The following is a 20,099-nucleotide window of genomic DNA, read 5'->3' on the forward strand; positions in this document are numbered from 1 at the left end:
TTTTAATAAAAAATTGTAATTCTTCTTTTGTGAATAGTGCATTATTCTCTTTGTATAAAAAAATAGCGACTTTACTACTACCTATAAAGATTATTACGAATAACATCTCTATGTCTAGCAATAAAACCGCTACCAATTAATAGTTATTAAAAAGGGTTTTTTAGTCTATTTTTCTTTTAAATATATAGCGTGTAATAAAAATACCATTTCCGTCTTTCTCACCTGAATCACTTTCTACAGCACTTGTTACAAATATTAAATCCCAACCTTCAGAAATCATTGTCGTTAATTTTGAGGAAATTACGGCATCGTTTGCTGCTATATTTTGGAAACGTATGCCAGCAACATTATAGAAGTTTAACAATTTTGTTTCCTCAAAATCCTTTACTCTAATATCTTTTCTTTTAGATGTATTTCGTGTATTATCATCTTCACTTTGAGTAGACGTAAATTTTTTATAGTCACGTTTATCATTTGCTGAAATTAATCGCGATCTACCTAAACCATCTGGTATAATGGATTCTACGCTTGTGATGACTTTTACTTCAAATTCTGGTTTTAAATCCTCTTGTGCAAAAATGGTAGTTGCAAGCATCACAAATACCACGGTCATTCCTGTTAACGTTCTCATTTTACTTATTTTTTGTTATTAATATTAGTTATTCTATTCCAAACGCTTCGCTAAAACCCTGTACGATATAGCCATCAAAAATGTCGTCATGACCACCACTTCCAACAATTATGTTTGTGTTTTTGGACTGCAAAAACGCAATTTCTTCTGCTGTAAGCCTACCTACAGCTTCATCTGTTTCTCCATAAATGTATGTTATACTGGATAAGCTCTCAATAGTATTAAAATCTTCTGTATATCTATTCATTACTAATCCAGCGAATAATCTAGCTTCATTTCTATTAAATATATTATCAAATGGTTCTGTTCCCACTATAGGCGTAACGCCATTTTGAAACTCTGCTGGTCTGCCTTCAGCTAATCCTTGCCAAAAAACATCGTTAATATCCAATCTACCCGTCATAATTAGATATTTATCAGCGACATTTATTCCTTTTTTTGCAATAAGTTCTTGTGTTACAAATGCGCCATATGAAAGTCCTGCAATGTAAACCGTTCTTCCTTCATCTTTAAAATATTGAACAACTTGATACAGTGTTTCTGTACTTTCAGCATTAAAATTAACAGCTTGGTCCAGCGTAATTTCATTGCCTTCTATTATATTAGGATTCAACGTTTGAGCTTGATGAACAGTTACATTTAAGACATCCGTAGTATTAAAAATTCCAGAAAAAAAGTCCACTAAATCCGAGGCGAGTTCGGTACTGGGACCACCTGGTACAGTAATCACCACTGTAGAGGCCTTTTCATCGCCATTAAAATAAATTAAGTCCTTAATCTCTTGTGAGATTTTGCTAAAAGGCGAAGGAGGAGGATTGTCATCATCATTAGAACATGAGATAATAAAGATTGATAAACATGTAATTAGAAATAGTTTAAAATTTGAATGACAGTAATTAGTTGTCATTTTTAAGTGTACTCTTTTCATTGATTTTTGTTTTTTGATTTATACCGGGCAAAAGTATAGTTGTCAAAAAGATAAAAGAGTACAATTTTTACTGTAGAAGTGCTAAAACAGGAGAATCGGACGAATCAGGACGTTTTTTGAAACTTTCTGTAAGCTCCTGGTGACATCTCTAGGCTGGTTTTAAAAACATCATAGAAAGCGCTCTTAGATTTAAAACCAGCTTCCATGCCTATGGCTTCGATAGAATACTTATTAAACATGGGATCTTGCAATAAGTTTTTAGCAGCTTCAATGCGGTATTCATTTACAAATTGGATGACGCTTTTATTGATTTCCTGATTTATGATTTGAGATAAATAGCCTTCGCTTGTCTCCAATCGAGCTGCCAGATCCAATCGACTTAAGAGAGGATTTTTATACAATTCTTCATCTTCCATTAACGCATAGAGTTGAGTAATGATTTTAGACGAAGTAGAGCTATTTATCTTCTTTTTTATTGGTTTACTAGCCGTTTTGTTTGAAACCAAATAGTTATGTATTTCTTCTTTTTGGTCTATGACTTGTAATCTAAATACACCATAATATAATATCCACCATAAGAATAAAGACATAAATATCCACAACACATATGCCGAATATATTGAGTCTAACAAGTGAAGTTCTACTCTATTTAGTATCAAAATTATGATAAGGCATATGACAAATAAGTTTAAGCGTAGCAACCAATGTCTTTTATTCTCTGATATTGAATTTGAATTCCGTATGAGTTTTCTACTCCAAAAAATCAAAAAAATATTTAAGCTAATAGATGCAATATCTTTTATATAAAAGACTATAAGATCGTAGATTGTGCCATATAAGTCTAGTAAATACAATGAAAACTCAATAATAACAGAGCCAATAAAAGGAAAGTATATCCATTTGTACCACTTACTTTTTAGCAGTGGATGCTTAATTTGAATTATAAAATAGGTAAATAAAGCAGCAGCAAATAAAAAGTCGAACCTAAAAAGAAGCAAAATGTCTACAATAACACTAGACAGGCTAATGTTGAGCCATTCTATCAAGGTCAAATTAGCCATCGAGAACAATGATAGTGCCAAATAATTATTGGCACGACTCTTATAAAAAGAGGATGTGATTAGTGCAATACCGACAAAATATCCAATAATAACACTTGCAATCATTGCAAAGTCTAGTAGTGTTTTATCCAATCTGTTTGAAGTTTATCATATTAGACTATCTATTTTATAGGCGTAAATCTATAAAACTTTTTAGGGTAGAATTAGTATTTAACACATTATTAAAATAATGACAACAGCAATAATTCTAGATATAACTAATTAATAGTTGTACGTTTTTATATGCGTGATAAATTATTCAAATCTATTGCTAAACTTAGCTCAATAGCAGTATGTGCATGAATTTTTCCTGTGTCAAATAGTGGTACATCTACATCTGATTCTGAAACTAAAATAGGTAGTTCTGTACAACCCAAGATAACGCCTTGCGCTCCTTGGTTCTGAAGTTCTTTTATAATATCAATAATTTTTTGTTTTGAAACAACCGTAAATTGTCCTTGAACTAATTCGTTATAAATAATATTATGGATGAGTTGCCTATTTTTTGTTTTGGGAATCAATATCTCGAGACCAAAATCATTTATCAATGTCTTAGTGTAGAAATCTTTTTCCATAGTGAATTTTGTTCCTAATAATGCTATTTTTTGCAATCCCACTTTTTTAATAGATCTACCTGTAGTTGCAGCAATATGTAGAAAGGGCACACCTACATTTTCGGAAATATAATGACTAACTAAGTGTATGGTGTTTGTGCACAACAAAATAATGTCTGCACCTGCCCTTTCTAACTGTTGAGCCGCTTTTTTCATGAGTTCTCCAATCGCATTCCAATCTTCTTTAAACGTCAATCGTTCTATATCAGCAAAATCAACAGATACCATAATGCATTTTGCAGAATGCGAACCTCCTAATACCTCGTTTGCTTTGGTGTTTAAAAACTCGTAATATAATTTTGAAGATTCCCAGCTCATCCCACCTATTAATCCTATTGTTTTCATATGCTTATTAATTTCCTGTCCTGCTTCTTTCATTATTATTACCAGTATTATGCCTTTTAGCACTTATATTTTTATTGCCGAATTTGTAGCTTATAGATAATTGAAATGATCTGCTATCATAGTAATATCTTGCCGTTTGTAAAACGCCATTAACACGGCTCTCATTTCGCTCTGCTGAAGACTTAAAAAGGTCATTTCCTCTAATACTTATATTCAAGTTATTATTAAGTAAAAAGTATTGGAGAGCTAAGGAAAGTGAACTTGCAGATTTGGTCTTATAAACACCATTTAAACCAGGAAAATTATACCAATAATTAATTCCTAAAATAAATGTTTTGTCTGCGTTTAAATTGAAATCATTATAGGTAGAAATTGTCGCATTTAGCCCTTCTTGGTCGTCTTGTTCTTCTTCTAAATAAAATTCGGATTTAGAATAATTTATATCTATGCTATTGTTATTACTCCACCATTCAATTTTATTAAAGCTATAGTTTTCTGAAATCCCGAAACGCTGTGTGTTTATAAAATTCTCATTTGTAAAGCGAATGATGTTGGTGTCTGAATCAGCTAAAGGAACCTGAGAAAACAGATTGTCTTCATAGCTATAGTACAATTTTGTAACAAAATTTTTATAAGTATTAGTGAGTTCAAAATTATCAATAAAGGCTGGCTGTAAGAATGCATTGCCTTCAATAGTTTGAAATGGGTTCGCAAAATAAATGTTTGGATTCAACTCAAAAAAACTAGGTCGTTGTATACGTTTGCTATAATTAAATGAGAAATTTGAATGTTCTGTAGCATTGTATGAAACATAAAATGTTGGAAACAACTTAGTATAGGCGTTTTTTGCTGAGAAATTTAAATTATTAGATGCGGAATTTGTTTGAGTAGCTTCTAATCTTAATCCAAGTTGTATGCTCCATTTTTCACCAAACTTCTTATTTAAAGATAAGTATAGTGCCTGAACATCTTCTGTATACTCAAAATCATTTTGAGATATAGGCATGTTTATAATAGGATTATCAACTAAACCACTATTAAAAAACGAAACATCATTTATAGATTTTGAATTAGATATTTTTCCTCCAAAACTTAAATGGACCCAATTTAAAGGATATTCCATGTCTAATTTAGCGGACATATTGGTAACATCTTGCATATTTGCATTAACACCTTTGTAAAACTGTTCTGAAAATGGGTTTTGTATAGTAGAAGTTCCATTATATGTTCTTTTATCTGGATTTTTAAACGTAAAGTAATCTAAATTCAATATTAGCTTTCTACCCAAAGTATCTAGCTTCACTTCATTATTGTAGTTTAAAGAATGAAGTTCTGGATTAAATTTTGCAGTTCCTTCAGATTGCAGTGATCTAATAATTTCATTTGTATTATAATCAAAAACAGGTGTGTAAGGCGCATCTGTGTAATATGAATTTGAATTGTTATGCAAATATTGCGCACCCATTTCCCATTTGGAGGATACTTTATAATTCAAATCTATTCGGGCATTCATTCCTTTAAATTTACCCTTAAATGGCGATGATGTATACCAGAGTCCATCTGGGAAATACGCATAATCATCTTGCTCTTGATAATAGACGCCATCTCTATAATTTACAGACGTAGCGATACTCAATTTATCTTTATTAAAATTAAAGCTTGCTCCTCCAGAACCAGTCGCATAAGCTCTCTGCAAATACGATGATCTTAATTGCATATTCCATGAATCTTTTATGGCTTGTTTTAAAATTATATTGATTAATCCACTATTACCAGATGCTTCATATTTTGCTGGAGGTGTAGTAATGACTTCAATGTTTTTAATATCTTCTGAAGCTATGGATTTTAAGACATTAGTTAATTCTTCCTGAGATAATTGTACAATTTTATCATTAATCATGACCTGAAGATTACTTTTTCCTATCATTGTAATTTGATCATTTTGCACACGCACACCAGGTGTAACTCTTAATACTTCTAAAGCATCACCTTGTGAAGCATTAGATGAATTTTCAACATTAAAAACCAAACGATCTATCTTACGCTCTATAAGTTTTTTTTTAGACGTTATAATGACTTCATCTAATTGCTGAAAATTTTCAACTAAAATTACTCCTAGATCAATGTCTTTATCTATTATTTCAATGTCCTTAGATATCAATTCTTTCCCGACATATAGACCTTTTAATACATAAAATCCTTTTTTTAATAACATTTCAAAATTTCCATCAACATCAGTTATGGTGCCCTTTGGGTATTCTAATGATGAATTTGAAAGTATGATATCCACAAACTCAATAGGTTGTTGTGTGGCCTTATCAACAATTTTACCTTTTATTGAAGTTTGCGCATCGATAGACAAAAACATAAATAGAATTATAGTATAGATAAGTATTTTTACGAGTTTGACATTAACAAGCATATTCAATTTAATTTTTAGTTGAGACAAAACTATAATCGAAGCTTAAGTTTGAATAGTTTTGAAATTGAGATAACTAAAATGGTAATTGAAATTATTTCAACTACAACTTATCTTTGTGCTAGCTATCTTTACATTTATGGAACTCAAGTATTTTAGATTAATAAAAACTATTGCAGAAGAAGGCAGTATTGCCAACGCGACTGAACGCTTGTTTTTAACACAATCTGCTTTAAGTCATCAATTGCGTGAGTTAGAAGAACGATTAGGTTTTAAAGTATTCCTCAGAACCAGAAATAAATGGGAATTAACCCAAGAAGGTTCTGAACTCTATAAACTAGCTAATAATTTATTCAGTTCTATTGATAAAGGTTTTAGCGCTATAAGACATATTAAAGAAGGATCTAAAGGGGCTATTAAATTAAGTGCAGAATGTCAATCCTTTTTTCATACTATTCCAGGATTTATTCAAAAAATGGCTATTCTTTATCCAGAAATAACAATCGACGTAACTCTTGGCGCGACACAGCAAACTATCTCACAAGTTTTATCTGATGAAATAGACATTGCTATTGTAACATCTAAACCCTCTTCTGAAGAATTGGAAAGTATTAAAGTTTTTGAAGATGAAGTTTTTGCTGTTGTACATAAAGAAAACGTAATCAATAGTTTGGAATATTTGGAAGCTAGTCATTTTGAAAGCATACATTTATTGATCAACTCTTTCCCATTAGAAAGTGTAGCTGTCTATGATCAATTTCTTAAGCCAAATGGCATAAATCCAATTAAGATTTCTGCGATTCCGTATACTGAAATCACGTTATCTATGATACATGCCAACATGGGTGTTATGTGCGCTCCAAAATGGCAATTAGCGTCATTTAAATTATCAAAAGACTTACTATTTAAACGTATTGGGAAAAATGGTTTAAAACGAAAACATTATCTAGTTGTAAAAAAAGAACAAAGGCATAAAAAATATATTCACGACTTTATTTCTAATTTTGAAGAAGATTTTTTAGAACTGTAGTGTAGTATACAAAACACCTGCCCCTTTGACTATTATAAGCCTTGCCTATTGTTAACTATTTTATTAAGTAGGTATTCTCGACCTTTCGACAAGCATGTCGAAAATTGCTTCTATCCTTCACGTCTCAAAACCTCCAAAGGCGAGCTGCTCAAAACAGTTCTAATATTACTCAAGCCAATTACCATCACCAACAGTGTTATACCAGGTATAAATACCACAAATGGTATAGCTGAGGGTACAAATGGTTCTTGGAATAAAAACAGGGCTAAGCCTATACTACTAAGTAAGGCCAACAATAGTCCAACAACACTCCCCATAAGACCTAAAAATAGATATTCCAGTGCTGCTATCTTCAAAATTTGTTTATTCTTAGCACCTAAGGTACGCAACAATACACTTTCCTTTATACGTTGATATTTGCTGGTTCTTACAGAGCCTATCAACACGATAAATCCAGTGATAATACTAAAGAACGCCATAAAATTGATAATCCATGATACCTTATCCAAGATATCTTCTACGATGGTAAAGACTTGTCGTAAGTCTATAATGGACACATTGGGAAATTGCGCAACAAGAGCGCGTTGCAGGTCCGCAGATTTTTGTTCATCTGGTGCTGCAGTCGTCAACACATGAAATTGCGGTGCTTGTTCCAAAACGCCTTTCGGAAACAGTATATTAAAATTGATTTGCATTTGTCCCCAATCCACATTCCTTATACTACCCACTTTAGTTTCCATGAGCACCCCTTGGACGTTAAACACAATGGTATCACCAATAGTGACTCTGGCATCGCCTGCGACATTATCTGAAATAGATATGGGAATAATCTTATTAGCTTTAGCCACAGGTGTCCACTCTCCCTGCACCACCTCTTCCGATGGTGTTAAGGTATCCCGATAGGTCGTTCTAAATTCGTGGTTTAAAATCCAACGTCTCACTTGGCGTGTGGTATCTTGACGTAAATCGTTTACCAATCGACTTTTAATACTGTGCATGCGCATAGTGACCAAAGGCGTATTATTAATAATGGGCAATTCACTTTGTGCAATGAAGTCGGCCACGGCATCACGCTGATCGTTTTGTACATCCAAGATAATGAGATTGGCATTTTCAGTGGTTTGCCCCACTTCTGTCTTAGACAAAAGAATGTCTTTGGTAAAATACAAGGTGCTAATTAAAAAAGTACCCAAACCAATCGCCAATACTAAAACCACCGTTTGGTTATTTGGACGATACAAGTTGAGTAAGCCTTGACGGCTGGTGTAACTCCATTGCTTAGGAAAATAACGTTTTACCAATTTCATGAACCCATTCGCCACCAAGGCTAAAATGGCAAAGGTGATCACTGTTACACCTACAAATAAGAAGGCATACATAGCATGTCGTAGTAACCAGTAAGAAAATCCAAAAAGGAACAATAAGATGACAGCGAATACCCAGACTTTCGTGCCTCGGGATTGTTCGGTGTCCTCATCTATGCGTAATACCTTTAAGGGCGAGACATACCACGTGGTCATCAGTGGTAGTAGTGCGAATAAAATAGACATCAATAGTCCCAAAAGCACACCAATAACCAATGGTTTAGCGCTTACGGATATAACCAAGTCAAAAGGTAAAAAATCTTTAAGGATCAATGGAAATAGCTCTTGTAGTGCTACACCAATACCAGAACCTATAAGTCCGCCTAAAATGCCTATTCCCGAAATTTGTATCAAAAAAATAAGGAAACTTTGCCATCTACTGGCACCCATACATTTTAAAATCGCAATGGCCTTAAGCTTTTCCCTAATATAAATCTGTACCGAACTGGCAATACCAATACAACCCAAGAGTAATGCAATAAATGCCGCGAGATTAAGGAACTTTCCTAAGTTGTCGAAGCGTCGTCCCAAACGTCTACTGGTGCTGGTATGCGTATCGATATCGGCCTTTTCAAGATCAAGTATGGGATCAATCTTAGCTTCAAATTTCTCTAGATTTAAGGAGTCTGGAGCTTTGTAAAAGAACTGGTATTCCTTTCGGCTTCCAAATTGTAAGAGTTCAGTGGCTTCTATTTTGTGATAAGGCATCACAACCGTAGGTGCCACAGATGATGAAATAGCCGTACTGCCTGGAATGGATTTTAAAGTTCCAATAATAGGCAATGTGATTTGGCCCACTTTTATGGAATCTCCTGGTTTGACTTTAAATTGAAGCATTAAGGTAGCGTCCACTAAAGCGCCATTTTTATTTTGATAGGAAGTCGCTGCAGTAACCGGTTCTGTTTCCATATCACCATAAAACGGAAAACCACCTTCAATACCTCTAACCTTGACCAGTTTGGCACCTCCATTTTTGGGAAAAGCAACCATGGATACAAAATTCACCTCCTTGGCATCGGGTTGCAAAGAGTCTATTATCGCCTGTGCCCGTTCTGTGGGTTCTTGTCTCGTATCTATGATATAGTCAGCACCCATTAAACTTTTTGACTGTAATAGTATATTGCTTTTAAGATTGTCACTCAACAATTGAATGGCCACCACAGCAGCTATGCCTAGAATAATAGACGCGACGAATAAGAGCAATCGAACACGACTGGCCTTGGTATCACGATAGGCCATTTTAAATAGCCATCTTAGATTTAATTTTGAATTGCTTAGCGATGTTTTCAAATGACTTGGGTGCGTTCGTTAGTTAGTATTTGTCCGCCTTTAAGTCTCAGGATTTGTTGGGTACGATTCGCAAGATCCAAATCGTGTGAGATAATGACTAAGGTGGTTCCAGCCTCTTTATTCAATTCGAATAACAACTGAATGACTTTTTCACCTGTGTCTTCATCTAAATTGCCAGTAGGTTCATCAGCAAACAAAATAGAAGGTCGGTTAGCAAAGGCTCTCGCCAAGGCCACACGCTGTTGTTCACCTCCAGATAGTTGTGAAGGATAGTGATGAATACGATCTCCAAGTCCTACTTTTTCAAGTAAAGTAATTGATGTTGTTTTGGCATTTTTATCACCTTGTAATTCTAAGGGTACACTGACGTTTTCCAAAGCTGTAAGCGTTGGCAATAATTGAAAATTTTGAAAAATAAAACCCACTTCCTTGTTTCGTAGTTGTGCGCGCTCATCTTCGTTTAAGCTGTTTAAGTCATGACCACATAACTCTACACTCCCCGAATTTGGATCGTCCAATCCAGCACATAGCCCCAATAAAGTGGTCTTGCCACTACCCGACGGCCCTACGATGGAAAAGGTTTGCCCTTGCTCTACATCGAAGCTGATCTCTTTTAATACGGTTAATTGTTTTTGGCCACTTGTGTAGGTTTTCTCAAGACCATTTATCTTTAATATCTTTGACATATATGTTTTGAATTAATTGGACCTTTTGTCCGGAGTTGGAAAATAAACAAATGCTTTCTAAAATACCATAGCCCATGCTTTCTAAAATCTTAAAGTTTTGTTATTTTATCCTAGTGTCATTAGTGCTAGGTTGTGGCGAGAATCAGAACAACTCAAAAGATACGCCATCAACATCAGAAGCCGAAAAGGCTCCTGAAGCAAAAAAAAGTTCGGCTAAAACTATTCTTTGTTTTGGGGATAGTATCACGGCAGGTTATGGACTAGAGGACAATAATGATGCGTATCCTGCAGTTTTGCAAACGAAGATTGATTCCCTAAGCTTGGATTACACGGTTATTAATTCTGGTGTCAGTGGTGAAACAACGGCTGGCGGTAAAAGTCGTTTAAGTTGGATATTGAATCAGCCCATAGATATCTTCCTTTTGGAGCTTGGTGGAAATGATGGCTTGCGTGGTATCCCTTTAACGGAAACAAGCTCAAATCTACAAGCCATTATAGACATGATACGAGAAAAAAGCCCTGATACCAAGATTATTTTAGCAGGCATGGAACTACCACCCAATATGGGACAAGATTATACTGATGAGTTTCGCAACATCTTTTATGACCTAGCAAAGGAGAATGACCTTGCCTTTATTCCTTTTATTCTAAAAGATGTTGGGGGCATTGCAGCACTCAATCAAAATGATGGCATTCACCCTACTGTGGAAGGTCATAAAATCGTAGGAGAAACGGTTTGGGAGATTTTAAAGCCAATGTTGGAGCCTTAGAAGTGGTTTTATACTTTTTGAAACAATTAGGAGGACAGTCCCTATATTTTTTAGTTAATTTGTTTTTCTAATTCGTTCACATGTCCATTAAAACCATCCACCAATTCGCATTAATCTTTTTTTTTCTGCTTAGTTCAAATGTATATTATGCACAAATTAAAGTCAGTGATACACCAGATTGGGTAGTTCAACAGTCTTACGACAAAAGCCCAGAGATAGATTTAAAAGACATATCCTATGGTTTACTGGTCCTACTTAGTGATGAGCAAGTTCATGTACCCAAGCAGGAGCGTTACATTCGTTTTGCTAGAAAAATAACAGATAATGTTGGTGTACAAGATGGCTCATCTATTTCCATTAATTTTGATCCCACCTACCAACAGCTTGTCCTGCATAACATTACGGTTTTTAGAAATGGGACAACCATTGATAAACTGAATGTCAACGATTTTCAAACGATACGACAAGAATCCAATGCCGAGAGTTATATTTATGATGGCAGCCTAAATGCTATAGCAAATTTGGCTGATATCCGCAATGGTGATATTTTGGATGTGAGCTATAGTATTAAAGGATTCAATCCTATACATGGCAATCATTTTTCGGGTGCCACTGCTCTTAACGATTTTCAACCAGTTGGTAAGATTAACTATTATATCATTTCCAATAAGACACTAAAATTCAAAACTCTAAATTCCAATGCAGTACCAGACATAGGAAGTTATATGGGCTACACCACATATCATTGGCAAACTAACTTAGCTGAGAAACCAACATTCGAGGACAATTCACCAATGTGGTATTTACCTTATGATCATCTATTTGTTTCCGATTATAAAACTTGGGGAGCTGTGGTCGATTGGGCGTTAAAGATTTACAAAGACGACCTCAAATTATCTTCATCCTTAAAAGCAAAAATTGAGCAGCTAAAAAATAGCTCAGAGATCGAAGGTGAGCGTATTCTAGCGACACTGAAATTTGTCCAAGACGACATCCGATACTTAGGCTTGGAGTCTGGCATAGGCGCATACAAACCATTTTCGCCAAACCAAGTCCTAGAACAACGTTTTGGTGACTGCAAGGATAAGAGTTGGCTTATGGTAACCATGTTGCGCCAAATGGGTATCGAGGCCTATCCTGTGCTTATAAGTAGTGTCTATGGCGAATCACTAGATCAATTCTTGCCATCACCTAACGCCTTTGATCATGTTGTGGTTAATGTTGTGGATAGCAAGAATAATAGTTTGTTTTATGATCCTACTCTAAATAACCAGTTTGGATATTATAAGTCCGTTTCATTCCCAAATTATGGAAAAGGACTAATTATAAAAGAAAATGGCACTGCATTAGAGAAAATTAAGCCACAAAGTGAAGATACAGTAGAAGTTTTTGACATATTTGATCTTCCAACAGTTGGTGGTCCAGGTACATTAAAAGTAATGACATTATACAGGGGCGCAGAAGCTGATGCCATGAGAAGACGTTATAAGTCGAATAGTATATCGTCTTTAAGTGATAATTTTAAAGACTATTACGAAAATCTCTATGATGGTGTTGAAGTATTAGAAGACCCTACTTTTGATGATGATAGTCTAGCCAATAAGTTAATTGTCGAAGAGTTCTATAAAATCAATGATATATGGAAACCTATGGTAGGCAACGATAAAAATATTGCTGTAGATTTTACACCATATAGTATTTTGGATGTCTTTATCTCACCTAATGAAAAAACTCGAAAAACACCGTTTGATCTTTACTATCCTACACATAAAAAGCATAACGTCACTATAAAACTGCCAGAGTCTTGGCGTCTCGAAAAAGATAATATTAACATTACTTCTAAAAATTTTGATTTTTCGATGGCCAGTAAAATGAGTACCGCAAGAGATATACTATACCTCGATTACGAGTATAAAAACAAACATAGTCATGTAGCACCAAAAGATTTTGAGGACTATTATAACAAAGTCAAAGAGGTTGAACAAATACTATCATATTACATTTACATTCCTAAAAGTGAAGCAAGCAATAGACGCCTAAATGAAGCTTTTGATACTGATAAAATAGTGTCAAACTTATCTACAATATTTTATTGGATTTTTGGCATAGTCTTAATCATTGCTATTGGCTTGGTTGTTTTCGTAGTTCAAAGCAACAAAAACAGAGAGAAGTAATTTGTAATCATTATCTTATTTTTTCGAGAACCTATACATAAACATGGCTTTACCTCATTTATCAATTTCTATATTGTAACTTTATAAATACTATTACTTTTTTTGTAACAAAACCATGTCTAAATCCTCTAAATCATATAATGTCTATATCTTAGGGTTATTATTTTTGCCATTAATTTATTTAAGGTGTGATTTAGGTAATAAAAATTCTACAACTGCGTTCGAACCGGTGGCCATAGCTTATGACGGTCTTGGCTATGCTGGTTCACAGACCTGTGCAGCATGCCATGAAGACATCTACAACTTGCATATTAAAACACCGCATTTTAATACCTCTAAATTAATTAGTGCATCTAATATCTCTGGTGATTTTACCGAGAATAATACTTTGGAGCTTAACAATAGTATACGTTTTGAAATGACGTATGAAAACCACTATTATCAGACTGCATTCAAGGATAATAATGCCGTAAGAAAAGAACCATTTGACATTGTTGTTGGCTCAGGCACTAAAGGACAATCTTATTTATACTGGAACGACGCAAAATTATATCAATTACCAGTCTCCTACTTAACCAAAAGCAAACAATGGATTCATAGTCCAGGCTATTCTAATGAACGTATTCATTTTGATCGTGCTGTAATTCCGAATTGTTTAGAATGTCATGCGACCTTTGCTAGGAATCGTTTGCCAAGCGATTTCGGTAGTAATAATTATGTAAAAAATGAAATGATATATGGTGTGGATTGTGAAAGCTGTCATGGACCATCCTTAAAGCATGTGAATGCGCATAGTGTTGACCCTCATCTAAAAAGTGCGGAACATATTATGGATATTAAAGCATTAACACAACAACAGCAACTTGACGCTTGTGCTAGATGCCATTCTGGACTAAGAAAACCTTTAAAGATGCCTTTTACATTTAAAACTGGTGATAAACTCGATAGTTTTAGGATGCCAAACCATAGACCAATAGACACCACTACTTTAGATGTACATGGTAACCAGTATGGCTTGCTTAAAGCGAGTGTGTGTTTTAAAAAGTCTGAGAGTTTAACATGTACAACTTGTCACAATCCTCATAAAAACGAAAGGGGCCATTCAGAATCATTTTCACAAATATGTATGGGCTGCCATCAAGATTCCAAAAATCATCAATTTCCCTTGAATGACCGCATGAAAGTTAACTGTATTACCTGTCATATGCCACTCCTTAAATCGTCTGCGATAACATTCAAAGAATCAAAAAATGATTCTGTTATGGTAAGAACGCACAATATTGGCATCTATACTGACATAACAAAGGGGCTTTATAGAGACATAAAAGAATGACCTCAGGTCAATTTCCTTATAAAGACTCAGCATAATTACTTACTTGCCAACTTCGATTTTCTAATGCTGTCGTAGAGTCTTAACGTGAGCAAATATGGTAACAATGTTATAAAATGTATTTGGTTCGGTTATGATATGATTACAATCACATCAAAACGTCTATTCCTTGGTTATAAATTGCTTATAATGCTCATAGCGTTCAAAAATCTCTTTAATATAAGTTACAGGTTCAGAACCTCGCACATAACCATATTTAATAAATGGTTTTCTATAGATTTTTGGATGGCGCAAATCCAAAAGCATCTGTTCTACATTATCGTCCCAAATGTTTGGATCTAGATCATTGGCCTCTGCTAGTCGCTGCGCATCCCTAACATGTCCATAACCACAATTAAAAGATGCCATAGCTAGTTTTATACGATTAAGACTGTCTGATATATGGTCGAACCGTTCATACATTTGACTCAAGTACGATGTGCCACCTCTTAAACTTTCTTCCGGATCGGACGCGTCCTTTATATTCATGGCCTTCGCAGTTGCTGGCATGACTTGCATCAAGCCAGAAGCACCAGCCCAGGATTGTGCGCTAGGATCAAACCGAGATTCTTGATAGACTTGAGAAGCCAGTAGGCGCCAATCGAGTCCCAATTTTTTAGCATAGGTTTTTATGAGTGGATCGTATTTGCTAATCTGATTATTGGTTAAACTGTAGTCATCACTTTTTACTCGTCGTCTAAATGAACGTTTATTATTAAAATACTTATTGTAGATAACATTATAACTGGTTTTGTTACGCTGATTCTTTATCCATTTGTTAACGACAGTTCTAAACTTCTTTGACTTTTTACGCGTAACCCAAGCGATTCGTTGTGAAAATGAAATGGGTACATCTATTTTCAAAATCGGATTACTAGACGCATTGATCTTTGCCAAGTTTTCATCGGCAATGGTGTATTTTATGGTGCCATTAGCCACCATATCCATGATTTCACCTGTAGACAATTGACTATCCAAGGTATCTATGATGATCTTACCTCCTATTTCATTTGATAGACTTAATAAGCGCTCGTAATAAGCAGAGTTTTTTCTAACGGAAACCGTATCATTGATGAGTTCTATGGGATTATGGATGACATGTTTTTGCAAAGTGCTCCATGACATATTTAAATAATTGTCTGGCTTTTTCTGCACGAGTACTTGCCTAGTTAGATAAAGATAGTCTGTAAAGGCCACTTCCCATTTTCTCTGATTGGTAATGGTCATACCATGTGCAATAAGGTCCACATCACCTCTATTTAAGACTTCAAATTCGGCATCAAGATTATTAGACACCACAATATCAAGCTCCAATTCGAGATGATCCGCAAGGCGCTGCAGCAATTCATATTCAAAACCCATAGGCTGGCCTTTATATAGAAAATAACTTGTACTACTATAAACGACCAAAGTTCTTAAAACACCATCCTTTTTAATGTCTTCCCAGTCCCTATCTACAGAATTGGCAACGACACTATTATAGACTTCAGCGTCATCATCTGTGGCAATCCTGTCTTTCTGTTTGCAGGACGCAACATTTAAGACTATTAGGGTTGATAATATGAGGTATTTTAACTTCGTCACGATTTAAGGTTGAATATAATGTGATTGCCATTTCTCATTGACTAACTCATACAGTATTCTATGATGAAATCTTGATGTTTTAAATTGCATCAGCTCTATTCTTACAGGTGATATGGCAAAACCTCTCCAATTTTTTGGTCTTTTAATCTCAGTATCTTCTGAAACCTTAGTGAGAACCTTTTCCTCTAAAAATTCTAAATCAGTAACCTCTTGTCCTTGTGAACACATACTTGACACTACTTTTGATGCAACACTTCGTTCCTTAAAATATGCGTCTGCTAAATCTTCTGAAATTGGTGTTGCCATACCTTGTATACGAACTTGGCGTTCGGTTGAGGTCCACCAAAATGTCAGAGCTACTTTGGTGTTGTTTTTAATCTCTATGCCTTTTCTGGAATTTAAGGGCCCAGTAATAATGAATCGATTATCACGCACTTCCTTTAAGGATACAAATCTGGCATTCGGAAAATTATCGATCCCAATGGTAGATAAACATACTGCTGATGGTATTTGAAGATTGGATTGTAGCAATTCTTCTTGGTACCATTCATTGAAACATATAATTGGGTTTACCATAGATTATAGGATATTCAATTAGGTCTTAATTTCTTTTCGGATATAGACATTACAATGCTTTTCGGTACTATGCTACGTTGCCCTAAGCCAGGATTTAATTGTTCTGAAATCCCTAAAGCTTCCCAAATCATAGGCTTTAAGTCTTTCTTTGGAAAGGTATTTAAATTAGTCACTTTAATATGTCGTATCAGCTTCCCTTTTCCATTAAGAGTAATACTTGCTTTTGATAATTCGGCACCACGATTAAATCCAAAGTTAACATGTTTTGCGTAAACAGAAATATGACAAAAGGCATCTTTAAGTTGCTCTGATTTAGAATAAGCCATTGCCAATGCATTGTAATTGTCCCAGATAAGTTCATTGGCCTCTGGGACCACATTGACTACAAAATTCCTTAGTGCCCAAACAATATCCTGTATCTCCTGACTATAAGGTTTTAAGAAAGTGTGTAATTCGGGATGTGCTTCCATAGCTTAGAGTTATTTCTAAAATCTTGCCTTAAGATAGTCATAGTAAAGGAAAATATGGTAATCATTTTCATATTTAAGAATTTTCTTGCCAACAAAAGCCTAAACTTTGTGCAAGTATCCAATTTGTAATACTTATCTTTCCAGCTTTGCGTTAACTTAAGTAAACAAATACTATCGAAAACAAGAAACTTACCCTTGACTCCCTTTTACAATTAGATTTTAATACTATTATTTGGATTGCAGCACCAATAATGTTTGCACTCGTAGGCTTGGAGTACTATTTGTCCATAAAACAGAACAAGCAACTCTATCATGGGAAAGATTTTCTAGCTTCAGCCACTATAGGTTTTGGCAATTTGTTTGTTAATGCATTGACCAAAGTCGCTATCTTTTATATCGTGGTGATTTGCTATAATATAACGCCTTGGAGCATTCCTCATACATGGTGGTCATATATTCTTTGTTTCATCTGTCTGGATTTTATACGCTATTGGTCACACAGAATTTCACACTTTCAACGCTTTTGGTGGTCCACGCACGTGGTACATCACAGTTCAGAATATTATAATTTCTCTACCTCGTTTCGATTATCTTGGGTGCAAAACCTAAAAATCATTTTCTTTTTACCCGTGATTATGTTGAGTTTTGATCCTGTTGTCTTTATCATCGTTCACCAATTAGAGATTCTATACCAATTTTGGATCCATACCGAATTGATACGTAAACTACCAAAACCTATTGAATATGTTTTTGTGACACCATCTCACCATCGCGTACACCATGCAGTAAACGAAGATTATATTGATAAGAATTTCGGTTCCACTCTCATTATTTGGGATCGTATGTTCGGATCATTTAAGGCGGAAAAAGAACAAGCAATTTATGGGATTACAAAGCCTGTGAATTCTTTCAATCCCGTATATTTAGTCTTTCATGCATGGGGCGACTTGTTTAAGGATATTTGGAAACGACCTACCAAAGCTTGGCAAATCTTATTTGGGAGCCCAACAATCTGGGAACGTGAACAAGTTAAAAACGTTAAAGCTGATAAAGTGTCAGAACCTTAAATAAAAGCATTGATGCGATTTATACTTTATTAAACTATGTATTCAAAAAAGTTGTGATATTCTTTCTATAAGTTTGACCAATAGGAATTAAATGATCCTCAATAATAATCTTGCCGTTTGCTATCTGTTTTATTTTTGCCGTAGAAACTATAAAGGATTTATGCACTTGAATAAAGTGAATATCTGGCAATATTTCAAGATAGGATGATAATTTCTCTAGTGTAATAATAACTTTATCTGCAGTATAAACTTTTGTATAATTACCAAGAGCTTCTATGTATAGAATATCAATAATTTTAATTTGATGATGTGACTTTCCATCTTTCAGAAAAATTGTTTTCTGCTCTACAGAGTTCGTTCCTTCATTATACTTTTCAATGTCACTGCGTAACTTATTAATAGCTTTTAAAAAACGATTGAGACTGAAAGGCTTTAGTAAATAATCAACAACATCTAATTCGTAACTCTCTACGGCATAAGTATTGTAAGCAGTTGTAACAATAACTTTTGGAGGATTTTTTAATGATTTTAAAAATTCAAAACCACTAATTTTTGGCATATTAATATCTAAAAAAATCAAGTCTATACTGTTTGTGTTCAAATATTCAATAGCTTCAAAAACGTTGTAACAGTTCTTTTGCAAGCTAAGAATTTCCAAGTTTTCAGCATATTCCTCTATAATCTCATGAGCGATAGGCTCATCATCTATAATTAAATAATTAATCATAACTCAAGTTCTAATTCCGCTTTAAAAACACTGTCATGGCTGGACACTTTAAAATCGTATTTTTCTGGATACAATAATTGCAAACGCTTTTGCAAATTCTTTAGCCCCAGACCATCTGTTTCGTTTAATACATCTTCTTCAAAGTTATTCTCTACAGTAAAATTCAATTTTTTTTGCTGAGCTTTTAGGTTCAATATGATAAATGCACCATTCGTTAATTTTTCTGCACCATGTTTAAATGCATTTTCCAATAATATAATTAATAACAATGGAGCAATAGCTATATCGTCATTTTCCATGTCTTTTTCGAAGTGAATATCAACGGTATTAAAATATCGTATTTCATGTAGTGCAATAAAATTTTCTAAATAGTCTATTTCTTCTTTTAATGTTACCGATTCTTTATCACTACTATAAATAGAATATCGCATGAGATCAGATAGTTTTAATACAAACTCTCGAGATTTATCGGCATCTCTCTTTATTAAACCATACAAATTATTTAGGGTATTGAAAAAGAAATGCGGACTGACTTGACTTTTCAGATTATGAAGTTCTGCTGCCAGCCTTTCATTTTTTAGCTCTTGGTATGCTCTCCATCTTCGAAAGAACCAGTCGGCAAAAAAGACAACCAAGGTTCCAAAAAATAAAAAACGAAAAATGGCAAAATATAGATCGCTAGTTGAACTACCATCATATTCTATTTCACTTTTCATTATCAGCATCCCAATAATTGAAACCAGAATTATTGATAAACCAATAAGAACAAATATTTGCTTTTTATTTAGTGCCATCCTGAGCTAAAAATAGAAAAAAATGAGGGCAAACAAGTTATAAATTGATATACACTATAAGAATATTGATGAACACTTAATATTTATGGACAAACACTATTCATCCTGTCATTTAATCTTTACATGTAGAACTACGTTGTGTTGAACATATAAATTTTGAT

Annotated in this window: 17 protein-coding genes; 5 read left to right on the forward strand and 12 right to left on the reverse strand. The window is 34.3% G+C overall.

Going from position 1 to position 20,099, the window contains the following annotated elements; all coding sequences use genetic code 11:
- Positions 1 to 160: 160 nt before the first annotated feature.
- The 5 genes from H7F21_RS08365 to H7F21_RS08385 all read right to left on the reverse strand — a co-directional run bounded on the left by H7F21_RS08365 (position 161) and on the right by H7F21_RS08385 (position 5,986).
- The gene (locus H7F21_RS08365) at positions 161 to 595 is read right to left on the reverse strand and encodes a hypothetical protein (RefSeq protein WP_185789212.1); all 435 of its coding nucleotides are present in this window, start codon (positions 593 to 595) and stop codon (positions 161 to 163) included.
- Positions 596 to 659: 64 nt separating this feature from the next.
- Positions 660 to 1,559 carry a hypothetical protein gene (locus H7F21_RS08370; protein WP_185788821.1) on the reverse strand — a complete coding sequence of 300 codons (900 nt, stop codon included), beginning with the start codon at positions 1,557 to 1,559 and terminating at the stop codon, positions 660 to 662.
- 104 nt (positions 1,560 to 1,663) lie between these two features.
- Positions 1,664 to 2,752, reverse strand: a complete 1,089-nt coding sequence (locus H7F21_RS08375; RefSeq protein WP_185788822.1) for a helix-turn-helix domain-containing protein — start codon at positions 2,750 to 2,752, stop codon at positions 1,664 to 1,666.
- 146 nt (positions 2,753 to 2,898) lie between these two features.
- Complete coding sequence (locus tag H7F21_RS08380; protein ID WP_246431447.1) at positions 2,899 to 3,651, reverse strand: aspartate/glutamate racemase family protein; 753 nt, start codon at positions 3,649 to 3,651, stop codon at positions 2,899 to 2,901.
- Positions 3,626 to 5,986: a TonB-dependent receptor gene (locus H7F21_RS08385; RefSeq protein ID WP_185788823.1), complete on the reverse strand. Its 2,361-nt coding sequence runs from the start codon at positions 5,984 to 5,986 to the stop codon at positions 3,626 to 3,628. Before H7F21_RS08385 ends, H7F21_RS08380 begins: the two co-directional genes overlap by 26 nt.
- 190 nt (positions 5,987 to 6,176) lie before the next feature.
- Here H7F21_RS08385 and H7F21_RS08390 point away from each other — a divergent pair, with 190 nt between their 5' ends.
- Positions 6,177 to 7,067: a LysR family transcriptional regulator gene (locus H7F21_RS08390; protein ID WP_185788824.1), complete on the forward strand. Its 891-nt coding sequence runs from the start codon at positions 6,177 to 6,179 to the stop codon at positions 7,065 to 7,067.
- Positions 7,068 to 7,177: 110 nt separating this feature from the next.
- On the opposite strand, the gene H7F21_RS08395 is transcribed toward H7F21_RS08390, so the two are convergent.
- Positions 7,178 to 9,670, reverse strand: coding sequence for an ABC transporter permease (locus tag H7F21_RS08395; protein ID WP_185789214.1), 2,493 nt, complete (start codon positions 9,668 to 9,670; stop codon positions 7,178 to 7,180).
- Positions 9,671 to 9,717: 47 nt separating this feature from the next.
- On the reverse strand, positions 9,718 to 10,407 hold the full coding sequence (locus H7F21_RS08400; protein ID WP_185788825.1) for an ABC transporter ATP-binding protein: 690 nt from the start codon (positions 10,405 to 10,407) through the stop codon (positions 9,718 to 9,720).
- 74 nt (positions 10,408 to 10,481) lie between these two features.
- Between H7F21_RS08400 and H7F21_RS08405 the strand changes: the two genes are divergently transcribed.
- The 3 genes from H7F21_RS08405 (at position 10,482) to H7F21_RS08415 (ending at position 14,684) form a co-directional block, all read left to right on the forward strand.
- On the forward strand, positions 10,482 to 11,177 hold the full coding sequence (locus H7F21_RS08405) for an arylesterase (RefSeq protein WP_185788826.1): 696 nt from the start codon (positions 10,482 to 10,484) through the stop codon (positions 11,175 to 11,177).
- Positions 11,178 to 11,257: 80 nt separating this feature from the next.
- A complete protein-coding gene (locus H7F21_RS08410; RefSeq protein WP_185788827.1) occupies positions 11,258 to 13,351 on the forward strand; it encodes a DUF3857 domain-containing transglutaminase family protein in 2,094 nt (697 codons plus the stop codon).
- A gap of 115 nt (positions 13,352 to 13,466) precedes the next feature.
- Positions 13,467 to 14,684 (forward strand): multiheme c-type cytochrome, encoded by a 1,218-nt coding sequence (locus H7F21_RS08415; protein ID WP_185788828.1) that lies wholly within the window; start codon positions 13,467 to 13,469, stop codon positions 14,682 to 14,684.
- A 159-nt stretch (positions 14,685 to 14,843) separates the two neighbouring features.
- Here H7F21_RS08415 and H7F21_RS08420 read toward each other — a convergent pair whose 3' ends face one another.
- The 3 genes from H7F21_RS08420 to H7F21_RS08430 are packed head-to-tail and all read right to left on the reverse strand — an operon-like array spanning position 14,844 to position 17,350.
- On the reverse strand, positions 14,844 to 16,304 hold the full coding sequence (locus tag H7F21_RS08420; protein ID WP_343067568.1) for an MltF family protein: 1,461 nt from the start codon (positions 16,302 to 16,304) through the stop codon (positions 14,844 to 14,846).
- A gap of 3 nt (positions 16,305 to 16,307) precedes the next feature.
- Positions 16,308 to 16,880, reverse strand: coding sequence for a pyridoxine/pyridoxamine 5'-phosphate oxidase (locus tag H7F21_RS08425; protein ID WP_185788829.1), 573 nt, complete (start codon positions 16,878 to 16,880; stop codon positions 16,308 to 16,310).
- A gap of 14 nt (positions 16,881 to 16,894) precedes the next feature.
- Positions 16,895 to 17,350 carry a DUF1801 domain-containing protein gene (locus H7F21_RS08430; protein ID WP_185788830.1) on the reverse strand — a complete coding sequence of 152 codons (456 nt, stop codon included), beginning with the start codon at positions 17,348 to 17,350 and terminating at the stop codon, positions 16,895 to 16,897.
- Positions 17,351 to 17,601: 251 nt separating this feature from the next.
- Here H7F21_RS08430 and H7F21_RS08435 point away from each other — a divergent pair, with 251 nt between their 5' ends.
- Complete coding sequence (locus H7F21_RS08435) at positions 17,602 to 18,417, forward strand: sterol desaturase family protein (RefSeq protein WP_221892458.1); 816 nt, start codon at positions 17,602 to 17,604, stop codon at positions 18,415 to 18,417.
- Between the two features lie 34 nt (positions 18,418 to 18,451).
- Here H7F21_RS08435 and H7F21_RS08440 read toward each other — a convergent pair whose 3' ends face one another.
- On the reverse strand, positions 18,452 to 19,144 hold the full coding sequence (locus tag H7F21_RS08440; protein WP_185788831.1) for a LytR/AlgR family response regulator transcription factor: 693 nt from the start codon (positions 19,142 to 19,144) through the stop codon (positions 18,452 to 18,454).
- Positions 19,141 to 19,938 (reverse strand): sensor histidine kinase, encoded by a 798-nt coding sequence (locus tag H7F21_RS08445; RefSeq protein ID WP_185788832.1) that lies wholly within the window; start codon positions 19,936 to 19,938, stop codon positions 19,141 to 19,143. Before H7F21_RS08445 ends, H7F21_RS08440 begins: the two co-directional genes overlap by 4 nt.
- Positions 19,939 to 20,099 lie beyond the last annotated feature (161 nt).

Origin of the sequence: Winogradskyella flava, from assembly GCF_014243395.1 — a bacterium.
GTDB classification, from domain to species: domain Bacteria; phylum Bacteroidota; class Bacteroidia; order Flavobacteriales; family Flavobacteriaceae; genus Winogradskyella; species Winogradskyella flava.